The organism is Sphingobacterium sp. CZ-UAM, assembly GCF_002000245.1.
Classification (GTDB): domain Bacteria; phylum Bacteroidota; class Bacteroidia; order Sphingobacteriales; family Sphingobacteriaceae; genus Sphingobacterium.
Genome location: NZ_MTCM01000001.1, coordinates 2,301,254 through 2,318,339, shown reverse-complemented (window position 1 = coordinate 2,318,339; position 17,086 = coordinate 2,301,254). Strand labels below are relative to the sequence as shown.

Below are 17,086 nucleotides of genomic sequence, written 5' to 3'. Positions count from 1 at the left end.
GAATAGTTTTATTCTGGAAAAGAGAATACCCCGTTAAAATAAGGTATTGCCTGTTGCTTTATTAGGATATTTAAGGTTCAAATCAAATGTTTCATTCATTTTCTTAATAAAGTGTGTTGCCAGCAGGGGGGATTCAATTTCGACATTCTGATGGATAAAGAAATACAGTTTCTGTAATCCATTATCCCGCCAGAGTTTTAGTACTTCTATCCAATTATCCAGACGCGCGTAATCCGATGCATGGTTGGCGCCGACATAACGGATAAAGGCGACAGGTGTAGTCATCCGCATGTGCAACATATCCCTTCTGCCCGCCGTATCCACCAATACATTGGTCACACCGGTCTCCTCCAACAAGGTATAGAGTTCATTCGTTACTTCAGCCTTTGAGAACCATTCTTTATTTCGAACTTCCAATGCTAAGGGAACATCTTGTGGCCAGTCGTGCAAAAATAATTTTAACCGCGCCATGTCTTTTGGGCTATAGTTGTCATGCATTTGCAGAAAGACCATCCCTAATTTTTCGTCAAATCGGACAACAGCATCTGTAAATAACTTGACTTTATCCGTTGCGTTAAGCAATCGACTAAAATGACTGATCGACTGGGGAACTTTGGGGAAGAATTTAAAATCTGCCGGAGTTTTCTTCTTCCAGGTTTCTACCTGCTCCAGGCTGGGTGAATTATAGAAGGTGGCATTGAGTTCGATGCTGTTAAATTGATTGGCATAGTAAACAAGTTCGTCCTTTGTGCCTCTTGGATAAAAACCCTTTAGATCCTGTTTGTTCCACTTTGCACAGCCGACATATACTTCAAATGGTTCTTTATTTTTGAAATGCTGTAAAAGGGCTAAAGTCTCTTTTGGAGTAGCTGGTAGGGTGAAATCTACCTCTTCGGGATGATCTACTTGGCCAAATTTCATATTAGTTTTTTCTTAGTTTATGATCAAATAATAAGTGTGCGAGCAAAGCTAAAAGGCTATATGTCGTGCCAACGGCAATAACCCCCGGCCATTGGAAATGCTGCCATGCTTGCGCAGCAAAAAAGGTGCCTGTTGAACCACCGATAAAATAACTGACCATATAAACGGTGTTCAGGCGATTATTAGCGCCAAGATTGAGCGCGTAGAAATCACTCTGATTTAAGATGTGCATGGACTGTAATCCCAGGTCAATGAGGATCACCCCAATGATCAGACCCCAATAATAGTTGCCGAATAACGCAAAAAGCAGCCAGCTAAAGAGCATCAATACTATCGCGTAGCGGATAATTTTTGCTGTACCCATGTATACGGTCATCCGGTTGACAAAAGCAGCTGCAAGGGCACCACAGGCCCCCACAAGGCCAAATGCACCAGCGGTAGCTGGCCCGTCAAAAAATGGTGGCCCCTGGATATGGAATACCAAGGTTGTAAAGAAGGCTGAAAAAGCCCCAAATCCCATCGCACCACGAAATGCAGCTAACTGCAGCACAGGTTGTTTCCTAGCGAAGTTCCATACCGAAAGCATCAATTCCTTATAGGTACCCTTAAAATTCGGGTTAACTTCGGGTAATTTGATGGCGATGGCCATAGCTGTGATGACCATGATCACTGTGGCGATCCAATACATTTCACGCCAGCCAAAGTAGGAACCGACAAATCCGCTGACCACGCGTGATAATAGGATACCGATCAATAATCCTGACATGACCATACCTATTGCAGCAGCCTGTTTCTCCTTCGGGGCAAGCTCAGCAGCCATGGGTACAAAAACTTGTGGTATCACGGATGTAAAGCCGATCAAAAAACTAAAGCTGAGGATAGCTGCAATAGACTGGGAAAGTGCCATTCCGGCCAATGAGAGAATAATGAATATAAAATCAATTAAAATCATTTTCTTTCTCTTAAACATATCGCCCAGGGGAACAATCAATAGAAGCCCACAGGCATAACCAATTTGTGTTAACATGGCTGAATTGCTTACTGTGGCTTCACTAAGATCTAGGTCTTTGGCAATTAGTCCCAGTAGTGGCTGATTATAATAGTTGTTGGCGACAACCAGGCCTGTAGCAATGGTCATCAACCATAAGGTTGCCTGGGATAATCCTGCTTTGGAATCAGTGGTATTCGTCATCGATTAATGTAGTTCGTCCCACAATTCCTGAAACTTCTGTTTTAATTCAGCGACTTCCTGTTCGAGTTGTCCGATACGTTCCAAAAGTGCCGGATCTGCTGCTCCGCTTGCTGTACTGCTGCTATTTTCAAAAGTTTCCATATTGACTTCACCCAACAGGTGGATATAACGTACCTCTTTGTGTCCGGCTTGTTTGGGAAGAGCTTTCAAATAGCCCTCTTGAGCAAGCTTCTCCAATTGTTCATTAATTTCACCTAAGGATTCAAACTCGTATAATCTTCCGGCATTTGAATTGATTTCACCGGCTGTCATTGGCCCACGGAGAAGTAATAGGCAAATAATAGTCAGTTCGGATGGCACGAGAGGAAACTGTATGGCAAAATTGTGCTTATATTTGGTGACCCGGGATCCACCACCGATAACGGTCGAAATCAACCCTCTCTTTTTCAGGATATCCAGTGTATTGACGATGTCTTCTTCGCTGTATTGAACGACAGGTTTGCGTGAAGTTTTTTGATTACATGCGGCTTGTAAGCTATTGATTGTCATTGGATAATATTCGGGGGTTACCTTTGATTTTTCAATCAGGGAGCCTAGGACACGCTGTTCCATTGCAGACAATTGAGGCAAATTAGTCGTTTCCATATTATTTTTAATGTATCTATTTATGATCGAATATAAGTTTAACGTCAAACGACGGCTGACATCAAACTGAAGATTTGTTCTTACCCAAAGATGCCCTTTTTCCTATACAACTCCAAAATATCCGATTGATATTGTTGGATAAAATGGGATTGCTTTAGTTTTTATTATCTTCGCATGAATAAAATTAGATTTAAAGTGCTTAAGATAGCTTTTCATCCCGAGTTTATCCATCCGGTCAAAGAAGGACATCGCTTTCCGATGTTAAAGTATGAGTTGATCCCGCTACAGTTGAAGCATGAGGGATTGGCCAATGAAGCTAATTTTTACAGGCCTGAGCTGGCGAGTTTTGAAACCTGTTGTCTGGTCCATGACCCGGCTTACGTGACGAAACTGTTTGATTTGACTTTGGATGCAAAAATGGTACGCAGGATCGGATTTCCCTTAAGCAAGAGCTTAGTAGACCGCGAACGCTATATTTTGGATGGAACGATTCAGGCTGCAGGTTATGCCTTAAAATATGGGGTAGCTTTTACGATTGCAGGTGGGACCCACCACGCTGGCCATGATTTCGGTGAAGGCTTTTGCCTGATGAACGATCAAGCGACAGCTGCAGGTTATCTATTACAACAGAAGCTTGCAAATCGAATACTCATCATTGATCTGGATGTACATCAGGGCAATGGGACAGCGCATATATTCGAAGGGCATCAGCAGGTGTTTACCTTTTCGATGCATGGAGAGAAGAACTATCCCTTTATCAAGCAGCGTTCTCACTTAGATATCGGACTCGCTGAAAATATAACAGATAAAGAATATTTGGCGATCCTGAATGAGAATCTGCGGGATTTATTTGAGCGTATCCGGCCTGATTTTGTTTTTTATCAGGCGGGTGTAGATATCTTGGAAACCGATAAACTAGGAAAATTGAATTTAAGTCCAACAACCTGCGCGCGAAGGGATGAACTTGTATTGGGACTATGTCATCAGCAGCATATTCCTGTTCAGGTAAGCATGGGGGGCGGCTATTCTCCGCAGATCAAAGATATTGTCAATGCACATTGCCAAACATTTAAAATAGCAATAGATTTATATAATTTATAAAATAAGAATATGTTTTTTCACCAAGACGCAACTTTTGAAGCATTATCTATACACCGAGTAGGAAACAAAGCACAGGATGAGTTTTATATCCTGTCTGACGTCCCTGTATCCCTTGAAGGCGATGAAGTATTGCCCGGACTTTTGATGCAGTACTTTATGAGCCCCTTTGCGAAAGTGAACGAAGTATATCGTCTATATCATCCCAATGAAGAACTGGATCTGAACGAGGTGTTCTATTTTGTTCGCCAGTACTTCAAGGAGCAGTTACCCTTTCACGATTTTTCGCAGCAGATTTCGAAACACCTGTATGAGGTGTCCAACCATCCCAAGATTAAAGCAGGGGAGGTGTATGTGGTGGCGCTGAAAAATGTGCAGATTGAAGGCGAGGAACACGATGCTATTGGTATATTTAAATCGGAAAACAAAGAGACTTACCTAAAGGTATATCCTGAACAAGGGGCTTTCACCTTGGAATATGAGCAGGAGGCAATCAACATCAACAAGTTGGACAAAGGATGTATTATCATCAATGTTGAGGAAGAGGAGGGCTATAAGGTGCTGGTACTGGATCAGACCAATAGACAGCAGGAAGCGGTGTATTGGAAAGACGAGTTTCTAAAACTGCGCGTGCGTAACGACAATTTCAATCAGACAGGCAACTACTTAAAAGTCTATAAGAATTTTGTTCAGGAGAAACTCGATGAAACATTTGAACTGGAGAAGGCCGATAAGATTGATTTGATGAATAAATCCATGAACTACTTTAAAGAAAAGGAAACTTTTGTTCAGGAGGAATTTGAAGAAGAAGTGTTGGGAAATCCCCAGGCGATAGCCATGTTCCAGGACTATAAAGCTGGCTTTGAAAATGAATTTGATTCACCCTTTCAGTCAAGTTTCGAAATAGCGGATAAAGCTGTCAAAAAGATGGAATCGTCCTACAAGTCTGTACTCAAATTGGACAAGAACTTTCATATCTATGTGCATGGAAAACGGGAATACCTTGAGAAGGGATTTGATGAAGATAAAGGGATGAACTATTATAAGGTCTATTTCGAAAACGAAAGCTAATAATTTATGACAAAGCGCGATAAAATAGCTGTTTTTATTTTTGGATCATTCATCGGGCTGCTATTCGTTTTATCGTTGATCGAAAGCAGTAGTTTATGGATCGAGGAATTTTATGCACGGGGATTTTATCGGTTTTATGGTCATATTCCAAAATTTATTTTTGGCTATATTCCCTTTAGCATAGGGGATATTTTTTACGCCTTCACGGTTATTTTTCTGCTCTATTGGCTGGTTAATCTTATACGCAAGCTATGGGGTAAAAAATGGTCGGATGCCTGCCGAACCTTTTTATTTATCGTAAACCTATTGCTTGGGCTATATATTTTTTTCTATATCTCCTGGGGATTAAATTATTATCGGAAGCCGATCAGTGTGAATGCAAAGCTGCAGGTTGATAGCATGAAGCTTGCTGACTATCTCATGGTACTCGATGAATACCTGGATAGTACAAATGCCTTGCGGGAACAGGTCAATCCTGCACAATGGGCAGATCGGAAAGATCATATACGGGCGGATCTGGCGAATTGGGTGAAAAATGATACTACATTTTCATCTTTTTTATCAGGTAGCCAGGTACAGGCCAAATCGCCTCTAAACAGTGTGGTTGCTTCGTATTTCGGTGTTTCAGGTTATTTCAATCCATTTACACACGAAGCGCAGGTAAATTATGCCATGCCAGCTTTATCTTTTCCGTTTACATATGTACATGAGCTCGCCCACCAACAAGGGGTAGGGTTTGAGGATGAAGCCAATTTTATCGCTTTTGTCCGATTGCAGCATCATCCGCAATCCTTTTATCGCTATTCCGCTTATTTGCAAACAACATTGTATATGCTTGGAGAATTGCGCGGCATGTATCCAGATCTTTCGAAGGAATATCAAACAAGATTAAGCAAGCTGGTACTGGCTGATATCGCTGATGAACGCTTATTTTGGAGCAATTATACCGGTTGGATCAACGATCTGATGGGATTGTTTTACAATCAATACCTAACACATAACAATCAGAAGGAGGGAATGGCAAGATACGACCGGATGACAAGATTGGTATTGGCCTATGAACTAAAAAGGAGAGGCTGTCATTACATTTGTAAAAAAAACAGACACTAAAAAAGCATCAATATGCATATTGATGCTTTTTTAGCTTATGTTGTCCCGTTCTCCCTATTGGGTAGAAATCAGCTCAAAGGAACCTTCCGTCCCTGCGCTACCGGAGTAAATCTGCCCTTGTGGCAAACCTCTAAGGCCTGTAGGAGCGGTTTTGATCCGATCATAGATATTTCTCAAATCTGTGTTTGCATTGACAGCTCTGCCACCCGCTACGACATCGGCATAGATATAATTTGGTGATTTCTTATCTGTTGCCTGTGGCTTTATACTTCCTGTTGCCAGGGTAACTTTCACTTTGCCACCATTTCCATTAGGGAATGTTTTGGTTCCATTAAATGCATCATCGCCTTTCGCAATAATATACAGTGAACCCAATTTTTGAAAATTGGCGTTAATATCAAAATTGGCGCCGTTATTCTTACCATCGGTCCCATAGAAAGTTGCCTTGTTTCCGATCTCCGCGTAACCAATGGTGATTTTGACATTTTTCTTTCCGTAAAAGGAAAGGGTGGAATTATCCTTCATGATCAATGTATCAATATGGATAACTGCGGTGGAGTCTTTGCTGTCAATATTTTTCTTGGCTTTTTTTCCAATTTCAAGCTTGGAGAAATGCTGTGTTTCTTGCGCTTTACCCACAAAGGTAAATGCGACACAAAAAAGAAAGCCTAAAATAAATTTCGATTTCATAAAGCTTTAATTATATGTAACTAATTAGTAGTTTGACAATTGAAAGCCCAAAGAGTTTAATTTTTACTAAGATATTTTACAATTAATTTAGCCGTTTTCTCCGAGGCACCCGGTGTGCCCAGTTTTTCGGCGAGGATATCGTAATTTTCTAACACGCTCGCCCGATGTGCCTTGTTGTTTATCAGTTCACCGACCTCAAACGAAATATCGTATGCTGTGCAATCTTCTTGAATTAACTCTCTTACAGATAGAAAGTTGTTTATCAGGTTTACCAATGAAATAAACTTCACTTTAACCACTAATTTGGCAATCCAAACCGATATTGCATTTGCCTTGTATACGACAACTTGCGGAACTTTTAATATACCTGTTTCCAGTGTCGCGGTACCACTGGTGACTACTGCGGCCTCCGCATTGTTTAGGATATCATATGTTTGATTGAAAATAACCGGAATATCGATCCCCCTCATGAACTGTTTGTAATAAGATTCGGCAAAATTAGGTGCACCGGCGATGACAAACTGATGCACGGGGAAGAAGTAGGGGAGTTCGGCCATAATGGGAAGAAGTTTGGAAATCTCCATTTCTCGGCTGCCCGGCAGTAAGGCGATGATTGGTTTGTCTGTAAAACCGTTTTCATCCCTGAATTTCGGATTAAAAGAATAGGCTGAAATAGCATCGAGCAGGGGATTGCCCACATAATCGACCGGCATCCGCCATTTTTTATAGAAATCAACCTCAAAAGGTAGAATGCAGAACATATGATCGACAATTTTTTTGATTTTTTTCACACGCCCCTGATTCCATGCCCATACTTTTGGTGAAATATAATAACATGTTTTGATACCGTGTTTTTTGGCAAATTCGGCAATTTTTAAATTGAAGCCTGGGAAGTCGATGAGTATAACAGCATCGGGTCTTTCTTTCAACAGATCATTTTTTACTGCTTTCAAATTTTTAGCTATTTTGCCCAGGTTTTTCAAAACTTCCACAAAACCCATAAAAGCCATCGCTGAAGTATGTATCAATGCATTTTCTCCAGCGGCTTCCTGCATTAAATCACCGCCAACTATTTTGAATGTAGCTGTGGGATCCTCTATTTTAAGTGCTTTGATGAGATTGGCTCCATGTAGGTCACCTGATGTTTCGCCAGCAATGATATAGTATTTCATATGTAAATGATTTATTCTTTTAATGGCCATATGAAACATCCATTCTATTTTTCACGCTATTTATGCTTTTCAAATACGGATATTTCATCGGAATATTAATGTTGTTTCGAATTGTTAAAGATAAGATTATTCTAAGGATATGATGAATTTGAGTACATTATTCCATATCTTTATTAAAGATGTTTAACTTTGGAAGAAATTATCAGGAGTATAAAAGCTAAATAGTATTTTTGTCCTATGCAACGATTATGGTCTTTAATAAGAAATAAGTATTTATTAGCCACTTTGGCTTTTTTGGTGTGGATGTTGTTTTTTGATCGAAATGATTTTGCGACACAATACAGTTATCAAAAGCAAAAAGCCAACTTGGAGACAGAGCGGTCCTTTTATCTAAAAGAAAATGCAGCGATTATAAAAACGATAAATGACATTCGATCCAATCCACAGGAGGTGCAACGTATTGCACGGGAGAAATATAAGATGAAAAAGGATAATGAGGATATCTATGTGGTCTCTAAAGTTGCGCCCAAAGAAACACCTTAGTTTTCAGCGAAAAAGGGCTATCCGTTAGAGCGGTATATTGTACAAAATAAAGAAAGACCATCATATGAATACGATGGTCTTTTTTAGTATATAGAAAAGGGGTATTTTAATTTGCAGCCTGCGCTACTAAACCAATGTATAGCGGTTTTTTCTCATCATTTGCCTTGCCGATCAATATCAATGAATAGTAATAATTTTCGACCAATTTGATATCCTTACGGGTTGCAATGGTTTTCCCAGCTTTATCTTTAGCAATAACTGTAAAGGTTCCACTTTTTTGTGCGATAAAACCTTGATGAGCCGTCGCTGAATTTTGTGTTTCTTTTGCACGGTTTGTCCATTCTGTCGGAGAAGCCTGGGTACCGATTTGTAGGGTTACTTGGTCAGTTCCCTCAGCAAAATTAAAGAAACGTACACCGGATTCCGTGTTTTTAATTTCTTTGTTGATTTTGTCGGTTGTAATCACCTGCACTGGCTTCGCTTTGTTACCATAAACAAATGAGGTATAAATTGTACTGTCTTTGATCGTCACTGTCGTATCAACTAGGGCACTGTTATACTCCGATGATATCTTTATATTTCTAGCCCCCGTAAATAGGCCTACTTGGCTATAGCTTTTAAAATCCAAGGGATAATATGGACTTTGTAATGGCCCCCCGTCGGCGTAATATACAACCGCATTGGCGTCAGTATACCCATTGACCATTGTAAATAACGCACCTGGAATTCGTTGGTTGTCGTTATCTTTTAAGCAACTGGATAGGAAGAATGTCGCTACTGCGATAGCAATAAAATTAAATAATCTATAGTTTTTCATAACCTTGTAATATTAAAATCTTTTTGTGTAAAACACATTGCGCTTGTGTTGTCTATTATACGGAGATGAGATACACTTTGCTACAGTTGGCTGTAAAAATAATAAAATTGTGGTTGTATTGTTATTAGCATTTCAAGTTTAAAGATTATTTTATTCATTGAGATAAGGAATTGAAATATATAAAGATTAATAACAAAAAAATGGCCAATAAACATATTTATTATGATTATTGGCCAAAGTTATCTTAATTGTAAATCTTTAATATTTGTATACCGGAACCATTACGATTTCAAAGTTATTATTGTAAACTTTATTAAAGTTAGATAATGAATATACATTTTTAGCCGTTGCTTTGATGTCATTCTGCTCGGCTGAATAAAAAGGTGGCGGGCCTGGATTTCTAGGATTAGTACCAGTTCTCGCTGTAGCAACGTGATTTACATATTTTGTAGCAGATTCTCTTCTAGCCTTGGTCTTAAGATCTACTATAAATGAATTTATCTGAGTATCTTCCAGTTTGTTACCGGAAGTTAGTACTGCGTCGCCAAAACTAACTAGAGCATCACCTATAAAATCGTTTTCTTGCGTTCTTTGAACGGTAGATGTTACTTCTTGTACTTTTTCAGCGGAGGCCCCAAATTTAAGGCCTATTTTTTTTAATATCCCTGTAGCAGGTTCTATTGAAAAATTAGTAGCAAATTTGGTAGAAACTTTTTCGCTGTCAATATAAGTAGTTGCTTTGTCATTTTCTCTTACTGAGATTTTCCAGGTGTAACCCATATGTTGCAGATTCCACTCCTTAATTGGAATGTTACAGTAATAATATTTTGGTAAAACTTCCTTAAAAGTATAAACAGTTGTATAATCACCGTATCTAGGATTTCCATAACCTTGTGTCGTATACTGAACATCAAAGAGTTCTATTGCCGGAATTGAGAGAACTTGTGAAATCGCTGATCCACCACCCTGTACATCACTGGTGACAACATCTATCTGTACGTCGAAGTTACCTTCTGTCCACATTTTGGCAGTGGAATAAACGCCTTCGTTAGCTCTGATGGTAAAATTTGTATTATAAGTCGGATCTCCTTCATCTTGTATTATGCTTAATGCGCTTGGGTTAATTTTTATTGCCATTATACTTTCAGTCATTGTTTGGTTTAAGCCGCCCTTCGCGTCTGGAGTATTTTCTAAATTATAATAGATATAATCTCTTTGCCAACCTCCATTTTGTGGCAAAAATTTGTTATAGGCATCTGTTAAAATTTGCGACGTTTCAAAATAATAAGGAGCATCGAATGAATTGGAAGCTATATTTGCTGAAGCTAACCTAGTTGCAGATGCATTTAACTTTGAAATCGATTCTGCTTTAGCTTCCGAATAGGGTTTAGTTGGATTATTTATGCCATCATAAGCTTCATGAACGAATTCGAGTTGAGTTGTATTTAAGGGGGACTTGCTTGATGCTTTTATCCCAGCGGCACGGATTCTTATTCTTTCGTTATTTTTCACCACTAGGGTGGGAAATCCAGGGACTTGTCCGTTCTTTAAGGTCATACTCTTTTCACCATTTAAATACATGTTCACATCTGTATTATTTACATAACCTATCATCGGTATTTGGTTTTCAGTGGACCAATTGTAGGGAGTAAAACTATCATTTGGTAATGTCGGGACAAGGACTGTAATTGTAGGTAGTTCTGTCTCAATTTTTGTAATAGCTCCTTCGAAAGTTTCATTTTCAATTAAAATATCCCTGAATGTTTTATTGTCAGCTATTTTTTCGTTTTTGCATAATTCATATATAACATCAAAGTCGTTATCTTTTTGTTTTAATGCTTCGGCCTTTATGAAATCTCTTAAAGGCTTATTTTTACTTACTGCCTTGGACAGAATTATTGAAAAGGTTTGTAGATTGGATTTCTCGGTCGAACTCTCAGTGTTGAGCATATTTTCGGATTGATTTTGTATGTCTTTTTTACAAGAAATGTTTAAAAGAAATACCGATAGAGGCAGAATTAAAAAGTTTTTGTTCATATATATTTATTTTTATATTTTTCTTTAATTTATTTATTGTAGCTAGAGTGTAGTTTTTTATTTATCTAAAGTTAAGTTTTGTGTTTCGTTATTAATACTACACAAAAGTGTAGATTTTTTAATAATATTATTTCTTTCAGTGATTTATTTTTTAATGGATTTATGAAAGATGAATGTAGATGCTGTGGATGGGAGGGAACAATCAAGTTCCGCACGGATGACATCCGTTATGGGATAGTATCAAAAGATGTTACACAATAGCGGATCAAGATAATTTATTTTTCTCCAAACTATAATTTTGCATCAAAGAACCCGAGAAATTGACTATTTTTTTTATGAAATACTTTAAAAATAAGGTAGTTAAATCCGAAAAAAAGTGAAGTGCATTATTTATACTTGGGCTGTAAGGCCGAGGTTAAATGAAGAATAGTATGTGTATACATTATCCATAAGATCTAGTACTTAGGTCAACAAGGAATAATAGCACGAAATTATTTATGCGGTATGAATATATCAGATTACCGCTTGTAACACGGTTTTAACAAACGAATCTCTGGGTGATAATCAATATTATGCTGTGTGCTGACGCGTTCAATTTGAAAGATGATCTTAATGGAAAATCTCTTTTTTCTGTATTCAGACGAAATAACATAAATATATAACTGAGTCAAAATTCGATAAACAATTAAAAACTAAAAGCACATTTTTAAAACATGACAATATAAAGTTGTTTCGCAATTTAACTTTAGATTTCTCACATTATTCTGAAATATGATCTCAGTTTGATGTCATCCTTCTTTTGACAATTTTAAAAGTCACTACTCTTGTAAGCTGCTCGTATAGATCAATGATAAAATTTCAGACCAAAGCAATGAATATATTAAAATATTTCGTGGTTGGATTGGGAATTTTGAAGAAGGCTTTAAAGGAATATGGGAGTCTTCCTAAAGTTTCCGATCCTGGGCAGATAAAGAGACAGTCCTATCCGAACAATTAACGGACGAAAATCAAAAAGGAAAGAATATGACAATTCGATTTGGAAAGGAAGATATTATGAAATGGAATGTATTATTATTTCGGTATTAGGCGGTAGGATATGTTCTACCTGGGTGAGCTTTTCTATTGGAGATATTGTACAGACAATATTAATGGCTGCACTAGGACTGTAGGCAGTTTTATGGTCAGTAGGTTATTAGGACGTGTCACGGGGAATAGGAAAAATGATCAGTATATAGATTAAGATAATGAGAGACTATAGGGACGAAGGGAACAGTTTGGCTAATCAAAAATTATTGATAATTTTGAGTTATGAACAGTAGAATCAAAAAGATTGCATCGGGTATGTTTGAGCGCTTTAGACATCGTAAAATTACGGAAGCGGAGCTGTCACAAGCAGAATCTAAGGCCAAAAATCTTGGTAGTTATGTTGACGATTTTAAATTACTGATCGCCATGTGCAAGGATGCAATTACGGGAAAGTTTAAAATGAATAGCTGGAATCTATCCATTATTATCGGGACGATTATTTATGTGGTTTCTCCTGTAGACGCTATTCCGGATTTTATTGCTGTAGGCGGTTGGTTAGATGACGTTGCTATTGTTGCCTATGCTATCCGGAAACTTTCGGAAGAAATCGAACGATACAAATCAGAGCGATTGGGCTGGCCGGTCAACAAATAAAAAAAGCTACTTTGTAAAAAGTAGCTTTTTTTATGAGGTGATTGAATTGTTCTTAATGTTTGAAATGTCTCACGCCAGTAGTTACCATTGCAATGCCCTTTTCATTAGCCATATCAATGGATAATTGATCTTTGATCGAACCACCCGGTTGCAATACGGCTGCAATACCTGCCCCAGAAGCGATTTCTACACAGTCAGGGAAAGGAAAGAAAGCATCTGATGCCATTGAACAACCTTTCAAGTCAAAACCAAATGAAACTGCTTTTTCAATGGCTTGCTTTAAGGCATCGACTCTTGATGTTTGGCCAACACCCGATGCTAACAAGGTACCATTTTTAGCAAAGACAATGGTATTGGATTTTGTATGTTTTACAATTTTATTCGCAAAATATAAATCTTCCAATTGTTCAGCTGTAGGTTTTACTGTTGTTACCGTTACCATTTGCTCAGGCCCCTCAATTGTATTGTCCTTATCTTGAAGAATGACACCATTCAATAAGGTTTTGAACTGTTGGCTAGGTAGTTTTACATCTTTGCGAACCAAGATAATTCTATTTTTCTTGGCCGTAAGAATAGCAATTGCCTCCTCCGAATAGGAAGGTGCGATGAGAACCTCGAAGAATAGATTATTGATTTCTGTTGCTGTTTCGCCATCCACTTCGCCATTGGTGATTAAAACACCGCCAAATGCTGAAACTGGATCGCAGGCCAAGGCATCTAACCAAGCTTGTTTAATTGTTGGTCTTGACGCCACTCCACATGCATTGGTGTGTTTTAGGATCGCAAACGTTGGTTGTTCAAATTCGTCGATTAAAGCCACAGCGGCATCTACATCAACAAGGTTGTTGTACGAAAGCTCTTTGCCATTTAATTTATCGAACATGTTATCCAGGTCGCCAAAGAAAACACCTTTTTGATGCGGGTTTTCACCGTATCTCAATACCTGAGCGTTTTGCTCGGATTGTTTAAAAACTTCAATTGGATTCTCTTGATTGAAATAATTGAAGATTGCTGTATCATAATGGGATGATGTATTGAAGGCACGTTTCGCAAATTCCTTACGTTGCTCCAAAGAAGTATGACCTTCTTGGTTGGCTAGGATCTCTTCAAGCGCTTTATAATCATTTTTGGAAGAAATGATCACAACATCATTAAAGTTTTTCGCTGCTGCACGAATCAATGAGATTCCACCGATATCGATTTTTTCGATGATATCTTGCTCGGAAGCTCCAGAAGCAACGGTTTCTTCAAATGGATACAAATCTACGATAACCAAATCGATCTCTGGTATTTCATACTGAGCAAGTTGCTGTTGGTCCGATTCAAGCGGACGGCGCGCTAAAATTCCACCAAACACCTTTGGGTGTAAGGTCTTTACACGGCCTCCTAAAATCGAAGGGTAGCTGGTCAGGTCTTCAACTGGAACGACATCTATACCTAAATCTTTGATAAATGTTTCTGTCCCACCAGTGGAATAGAATGTAACACCGTATTTGTTTAATAATTCAACTAAAGGAGCTAGGCCGTCTTTATAATAGACTGAAACCAAAGCATTTTTAATCTTTACAGGATGGTTCATTATGATGGATTTGTTTCGTGGCGCAAAGATATGAATTTAAAATCTTGATGTCAATAAATCAAGCACTTTTAAATAAAGACGGGCTTATTCATACCTAAGCCCGTCTTTATCTACGTTATACTAAATTAAGTTTTGTTTTTAGCTCTTCAGAAATCTGATTGGTAATATCCCAAATCGGTTCAGGCTCGTCTGTATTATTGAATATGACCTGATCACAAGAATCCTGAAACGGTAATAAATACTCGTTGTAGGAGGGGAGGACGTGATTCACCCATTTGTACATCACATCATCCTCAAAATAACCACGTTCAACCAAATCGCGATGCAGTCTTCTTCTGAGTGCGATATCCTGATCAGCGCTCAAGAATATCTTATGATTTATAAGCGCATTTATTTCTGTGTAATAGAAAATGAAAAGTCCTTCAATAATCAATATCGGAGCCGGTTTTATCTCTAACATTTTTGGTGTTAAGGAAGGATTATTAAATGTATATTCCTCTTTATAAATTGTCTCTCCATTAAAGAGTGCTTTGATGTCTTTATAGAAAGCTTCTCTGTCTATGGATGTGGGGATATCAAAATTATAGAGTCTATTTTCTTCCTGCGTTTTTGTATTGGCAGGAATGTAATAGTCGTCTTGGGAAATCAATGTCACTTCATCAGTTTTGAAGTGTTTCAAAAAGCTATTCAAAAAAAAAGTTTTTCCAGAACCACTGCTTCCGGCAATCCCTATGACATACGGTTTGTTATTCATTCTTGTTTTGCGCTGCAAGAGCTATTTTATTTTAATTAATTTTCTAAAGGTAATCCGTAGGCGATCTCTACCTGAAAGCGTTTATCTAATGCTCCAATACTTGCTGCTGCGGACTTTGATAACACAACAATGGCATTTTGGTTTTCGGCATTGTCATTAAATTTGCCGACTACTTTCGCGTAAGTAACACTTTTAGTCATTGGGTTGGTGATTTTTAGGATTGTCCCTACAGGCGCGCTTTTATGGAGGGCGAGATTACTTGTTCCCTGGGAGGACAAACCATCCATCCAGACACCGATGCCCCGCTCAGCTTTTTCCCGTATTCCATAGCGGTTTGTTGAAATCTGATTTTCTTCTTTATCGTCATCGTTTGTAGAATCGGAAGCAACGATTTCAACGCCTTTAGGTTCAACCAATTTTGGCCTTTCAGGCGGTAGCGGTTGATTTGGGATCATTAATTTCATACCACCACTAATGGTATTGTTTTTTAGGTTGTTGGCTTTTTTGATATCTTCGACAGTGATACCAAATCTTTTGGATATGGCATATAAGGTTTCTTTTTCGCCAACGATATAGGCTGTAAAACCTTGTTGTGGATCACGCGGATTCTGTTGTGCTGTGTTGTTAGGCGTTTTATTCGCAATAGGACTTGGTTTTCGACCAGTTGGGACTTTAACAATCTGTCCGATACTTAATGTACCGTTTCCATTTATCTGCGTCAGCTGCCCCACCGTGGTTTTGTATTTTTTGCTGAGTTGGTAATAATTATCTCCTTTTTCTATTTTGAAAAGGACAAATTCTTCACCATTGACTACTTCTGTCCCAACGGAGTCGGGGATCGCGGTGGTCGGTGTGAAAGTGAAATTTTTAGCTTCAACCTGTTGAAGAGATAGCATCGAAATTGATAAAATGGCTACCTTTTTATATGTATTTAATTCGAATAATAGTTTCATATATTTTGCAATTATACTAAATACGAAACAAACTCCCGTTTATTGTCTGTCAAAAGGAATATTTGTTTGTTAACAAGAAAATAGATGTTGAAAAACTTTAGCGGCAATTGAGTTACTGCAACAACAGCGTCAATTAACCTATCTTTTGTTGATCGAACTATCCGGATTTGATAGTGATTATCGTTGTTTTTTTCATAGAAAGCCCAAATAAAATAGTCCTCCAAAACATTTAGCCAAATTTCGTCATCTATTGTGAAATCTGTCAAAAAATGGGGTGTTTGACCATTGTAAATTACTGGGTAGACTATTTGGCTGTCAAAAGGTTTAAAAGATGCCTCCTTTTTATCTTTTATGGACATTGTCTTTAGATCTAAAAACAATTGCAATCCTTGCGCGATCATTTTGGGCCTAAGCAGGATAGCATCCCTGACCATCTCGAGAAAAATGTAGTTAAACCAGGTTTCCTGTCGTTGAGGTTGATAACAGTCTATAATTTGGATGCCAGCATCGATGGGTGAAGTATCCGAGATTTTTTTTAGGATCAGTTTCTGGCATTGAATTCCAGCCAATACCCACTCTTTGCTGATGGCTTTGAAGTCCCGAAGAATATTAGCCCCTTCAAAAGAAATCACATTAAAATAGGGGAGTGTGTCTGCTGGATTCCTCGTCTCTATCGCTATCAGTCTGTTCTCGGCATCGATCTCGATCCGCCAGATGGGATAAGTAAATAGAACATTGAACGCTTTTGAGACTTTCTGATTTGTCATGTGATTTTCAACCAAGAGGACAAATTTACTAAAAGCTTTTAAATTATAATTGGTGGG

At 38.3% G+C, this 17,086-nt stretch carries 17 protein-coding genes; 6 read left to right on the top strand and 11 right to left on the bottom strand.

Annotated features, from left to right (window positions below; all coding sequences use genetic code 11):
- Nucleotides 1-33: 33 nt before the first annotated feature.
- Genes BWD42_RS09930 through BWD42_RS09920 form a run of 3 tightly spaced genes read right to left on the bottom strand, consistent with a single transcriptional unit; the run spans nucleotide 34 to nucleotide 2,758 of the window.
- Nucleotides 34-921 (bottom strand): DUF72 domain-containing protein, encoded by an 888-nt coding sequence (locus BWD42_RS09930; protein WP_077435514.1) that lies wholly within the window; start codon nucleotides 919-921, stop codon nucleotides 34-36.
- A 1-nt stretch (nucleotide 922) separates the two neighbouring features.
- A complete protein-coding gene (locus BWD42_RS09925) occupies nucleotides 923-2,113 on the bottom strand; it encodes an MFS transporter (protein ID WP_077435512.1) in 1,191 nt (396 codons plus the stop codon).
- Nucleotides 2,114-2,116: 3 nt separating this feature from the next.
- Nucleotides 2,117-2,758, bottom strand: a complete 642-nt coding sequence (locus BWD42_RS09920; RefSeq protein WP_077435510.1) for a YceH family protein — start codon at nucleotides 2,756-2,758, stop codon at nucleotides 2,117-2,119.
- Nucleotides 2,759-2,932: 174 nt separating this feature from the next.
- On the opposite strand from BWD42_RS09920, the gene BWD42_RS09915 reads away from it, so the two are divergent.
- From BWD42_RS09915 to BWD42_RS09905, 3 genes are read left to right on the top strand one after another with little or no spacing between them, the layout of a single operon-like run.
- Nucleotides 2,933-3,859, top strand: coding sequence for a histone deacetylase (locus tag BWD42_RS09915; RefSeq protein ID WP_077435508.1), 927 nt, complete (start codon nucleotides 2,933-2,935; stop codon nucleotides 3,857-3,859).
- A 9-nt stretch (nucleotides 3,860-3,868) separates the two neighbouring features.
- The gene (locus BWD42_RS09910) at nucleotides 3,869-4,927 is read left to right on the top strand and encodes a nucleoid-associated protein (protein ID WP_077435506.1); all 1,059 of its coding nucleotides are present in this window, start codon (nucleotides 3,869-3,871) and stop codon (nucleotides 4,925-4,927) included.
- 6 nt (nucleotides 4,928-4,933) lie between these two features.
- Nucleotides 4,934-6,037 (top strand): DUF3810 domain-containing protein, encoded by a 1,104-nt coding sequence (locus tag BWD42_RS09905; RefSeq protein ID WP_077435504.1) that lies wholly within the window; start codon nucleotides 4,934-4,936, stop codon nucleotides 6,035-6,037.
- A gap of 54 nt (nucleotides 6,038-6,091) precedes the next feature.
- On the opposite strand, the gene BWD42_RS09900 is transcribed toward BWD42_RS09905, so the two are convergent.
- Complete coding sequence (locus tag BWD42_RS09900) at nucleotides 6,092-6,727, bottom strand: hypothetical protein (protein ID WP_077435502.1); 636 nt, start codon at nucleotides 6,725-6,727, stop codon at nucleotides 6,092-6,094.
- Nucleotides 6,728-6,783: 56 nt separating this feature from the next.
- The gene (lpxB, locus tag BWD42_RS09895) at nucleotides 6,784-7,899 is read right to left on the bottom strand and encodes a lipid-A-disaccharide synthase (RefSeq protein ID WP_077435942.1); all 1,116 of its coding nucleotides are present in this window, start codon (nucleotides 7,897-7,899) and stop codon (nucleotides 6,784-6,786) included.
- A gap of 237 nt (nucleotides 7,900-8,136) precedes the next feature.
- Between lpxB and BWD42_RS09890 the strand changes: the two genes are divergently transcribed.
- Nucleotides 8,137-8,442, top strand: coding sequence for an FtsB family cell division protein (locus tag BWD42_RS09890; RefSeq protein ID WP_077435500.1), 306 nt, complete (start codon nucleotides 8,137-8,139; stop codon nucleotides 8,440-8,442).
- 106 nt (nucleotides 8,443-8,548) lie between these two features.
- Here the strand turns inward: BWD42_RS09890 and BWD42_RS09885 are convergent, their stop codons facing one another.
- Both BWD42_RS09885 and BWD42_RS09880 read right to left on the bottom strand, forming a co-directional pair.
- The gene (locus BWD42_RS09885) at nucleotides 8,549-9,259 is read right to left on the bottom strand and encodes a DUF4397 domain-containing protein (protein WP_077435498.1); all 711 of its coding nucleotides are present in this window, start codon (nucleotides 9,257-9,259) and stop codon (nucleotides 8,549-8,551) included.
- A gap of 258 nt (nucleotides 9,260-9,517) precedes the next feature.
- Nucleotides 9,518-11,296 (bottom strand): hypothetical protein, encoded by a 1,779-nt coding sequence (locus BWD42_RS09880; RefSeq protein WP_077435496.1) that lies wholly within the window; start codon nucleotides 11,294-11,296, stop codon nucleotides 9,518-9,520.
- Between the two features lie 871 nt (nucleotides 11,297-12,167).
- Here BWD42_RS09880 and BWD42_RS25085 point away from each other — a divergent pair.
- Nucleotides 12,168-12,293 (top strand): hypothetical protein, encoded by a 126-nt coding sequence (locus BWD42_RS25085; RefSeq protein WP_262507816.1) that lies wholly within the window; start codon nucleotides 12,168-12,170, stop codon nucleotides 12,291-12,293.
- Nucleotides 12,294-12,604: 311 nt separating this feature from the next.
- Nucleotides 12,605-12,976 carry a YkvA family protein gene (locus tag BWD42_RS09875; protein WP_077435494.1) on the top strand — a complete coding sequence of 124 codons (372 nt, stop codon included), beginning with the start codon at nucleotides 12,605-12,607 and terminating at the stop codon, nucleotides 12,974-12,976.
- A gap of 52 nt (nucleotides 12,977-13,028) precedes the next feature.
- Here BWD42_RS09875 and purH read toward each other — a convergent pair whose 3' ends face one another.
- From purH to BWD42_RS09855, 4 genes are all read right to left on the bottom strand, one after another.
- On the bottom strand, nucleotides 13,029-14,555 hold the full coding sequence (gene purH / locus BWD42_RS09870; protein WP_077435492.1) for a bifunctional phosphoribosylaminoimidazolecarboxamide formyltransferase/IMP cyclohydrolase: 1,527 nt from the start codon (nucleotides 14,553-14,555) through the stop codon (nucleotides 13,029-13,031).
- 115 nt (nucleotides 14,556-14,670) lie between these two features.
- Complete coding sequence (locus tag BWD42_RS09865; RefSeq protein ID WP_077435490.1) at nucleotides 14,671-15,309, bottom strand: uridine kinase; 639 nt, start codon at nucleotides 15,307-15,309, stop codon at nucleotides 14,671-14,673.
- Nucleotides 15,310-15,344: 35 nt separating this feature from the next.
- Nucleotides 15,345-16,262: a LysM peptidoglycan-binding domain-containing protein gene (locus BWD42_RS09860; RefSeq protein WP_077435488.1), complete on the bottom strand. Its 918-nt coding sequence runs from the start codon at nucleotides 16,260-16,262 to the stop codon at nucleotides 15,345-15,347.
- Between the two features lie 11 nt (nucleotides 16,263-16,273).
- Complete coding sequence (locus BWD42_RS09855; protein ID WP_077435486.1) at nucleotides 16,274-17,029, bottom strand: hypothetical protein; 756 nt, start codon at nucleotides 17,027-17,029, stop codon at nucleotides 16,274-16,276.
- Nucleotides 17,030-17,086: the final 57 nt, after the last annotated feature.

Bases quoted from the DNA above. Each gene is read 5' to 3' on its own strand.
- BWD42_RS09930 (WP_077435514.1), bottom strand. From the start codon at position 921: ATGAAATTTGGCCAAGTAGATCATCCCGAAGAGGTAGATTTCACCCTA.
- BWD42_RS09925 (WP_077435512.1), bottom strand. From the start codon at position 2,113: ATGACGAATACCACTGATTCCAAAGCAGGATTATCCCAGGCAACCTTA.
- BWD42_RS09920 (WP_077435510.1), bottom strand. From the start codon at position 2,758: ATGGAAACGACTAATTTGCCTCAATTGTCTGCAATGGAACAGCGTGTC.
- BWD42_RS09915 (WP_077435508.1), top strand. From the start codon at position 2,933: ATGAATAAAATTAGATTTAAAGTGCTTAAGATAGCTTTTCATCCCGAG.
- BWD42_RS09910 (WP_077435506.1), top strand. From the start codon at position 3,869: ATGTTTTTTCACCAAGACGCAACTTTTGAAGCATTATCTATACACCGA.
- BWD42_RS09905 (WP_077435504.1), top strand. From the start codon at position 4,934: ATGACAAAGCGCGATAAAATAGCTGTTTTTATTTTTGGATCATTCATC.
- BWD42_RS09900 (WP_077435502.1), bottom strand. From the start codon at position 6,727: ATGAAATCGAAATTTATTTTAGGCTTTCTTTTTTGTGTCGCATTTACC.
- lpxB (WP_077435942.1), bottom strand. From the start codon at position 7,899: ATGAAATACTATATCATTGCTGGCGAAACATCAGGTGACCTACATGGA.
- BWD42_RS09890 (WP_077435500.1), top strand. From the start codon at position 8,137: ATGCAACGATTATGGTCTTTAATAAGAAATAAGTATTTATTAGCCACT.
- BWD42_RS09885 (WP_077435498.1), bottom strand. From the start codon at position 9,259: ATGAAAAACTATAGATTATTTAATTTTATTGCTATCGCAGTAGCGACA.
- BWD42_RS09880 (WP_077435496.1), bottom strand. From the start codon at position 11,296: ATGAACAAAAACTTTTTAATTCTGCCTCTATCGGTATTTCTTTTAAAC.
- BWD42_RS25085 (WP_262507816.1), top strand. From the start codon at position 12,168: ATGAATATATTAAAATATTTCGTGGTTGGATTGGGAATTTTGAAGAAG.
- BWD42_RS09875 (WP_077435494.1), top strand. From the start codon at position 12,605: ATGAACAGTAGAATCAAAAAGATTGCATCGGGTATGTTTGAGCGCTTT.
- purH (WP_077435492.1), bottom strand. From the start codon at position 14,555: ATGAACCATCCTGTAAAGATTAAAAATGCTTTGGTTTCAGTCTATTAT.
- BWD42_RS09865 (WP_077435490.1), bottom strand. From the start codon at position 15,309: ATGAATAACAAACCGTATGTCATAGGGATTGCCGGAAGCAGTGGTTCT.
- BWD42_RS09860 (WP_077435488.1), bottom strand. From the start codon at position 16,262: ATGAAACTATTATTCGAATTAAATACATATAAAAAGGTAGCCATTTTA.
- BWD42_RS09855 (WP_077435486.1), bottom strand. From the start codon at position 17,029: ATGACAAATCAGAAAGTCTCAAAAGCGTTCAATGTTCTATTTACTTAT.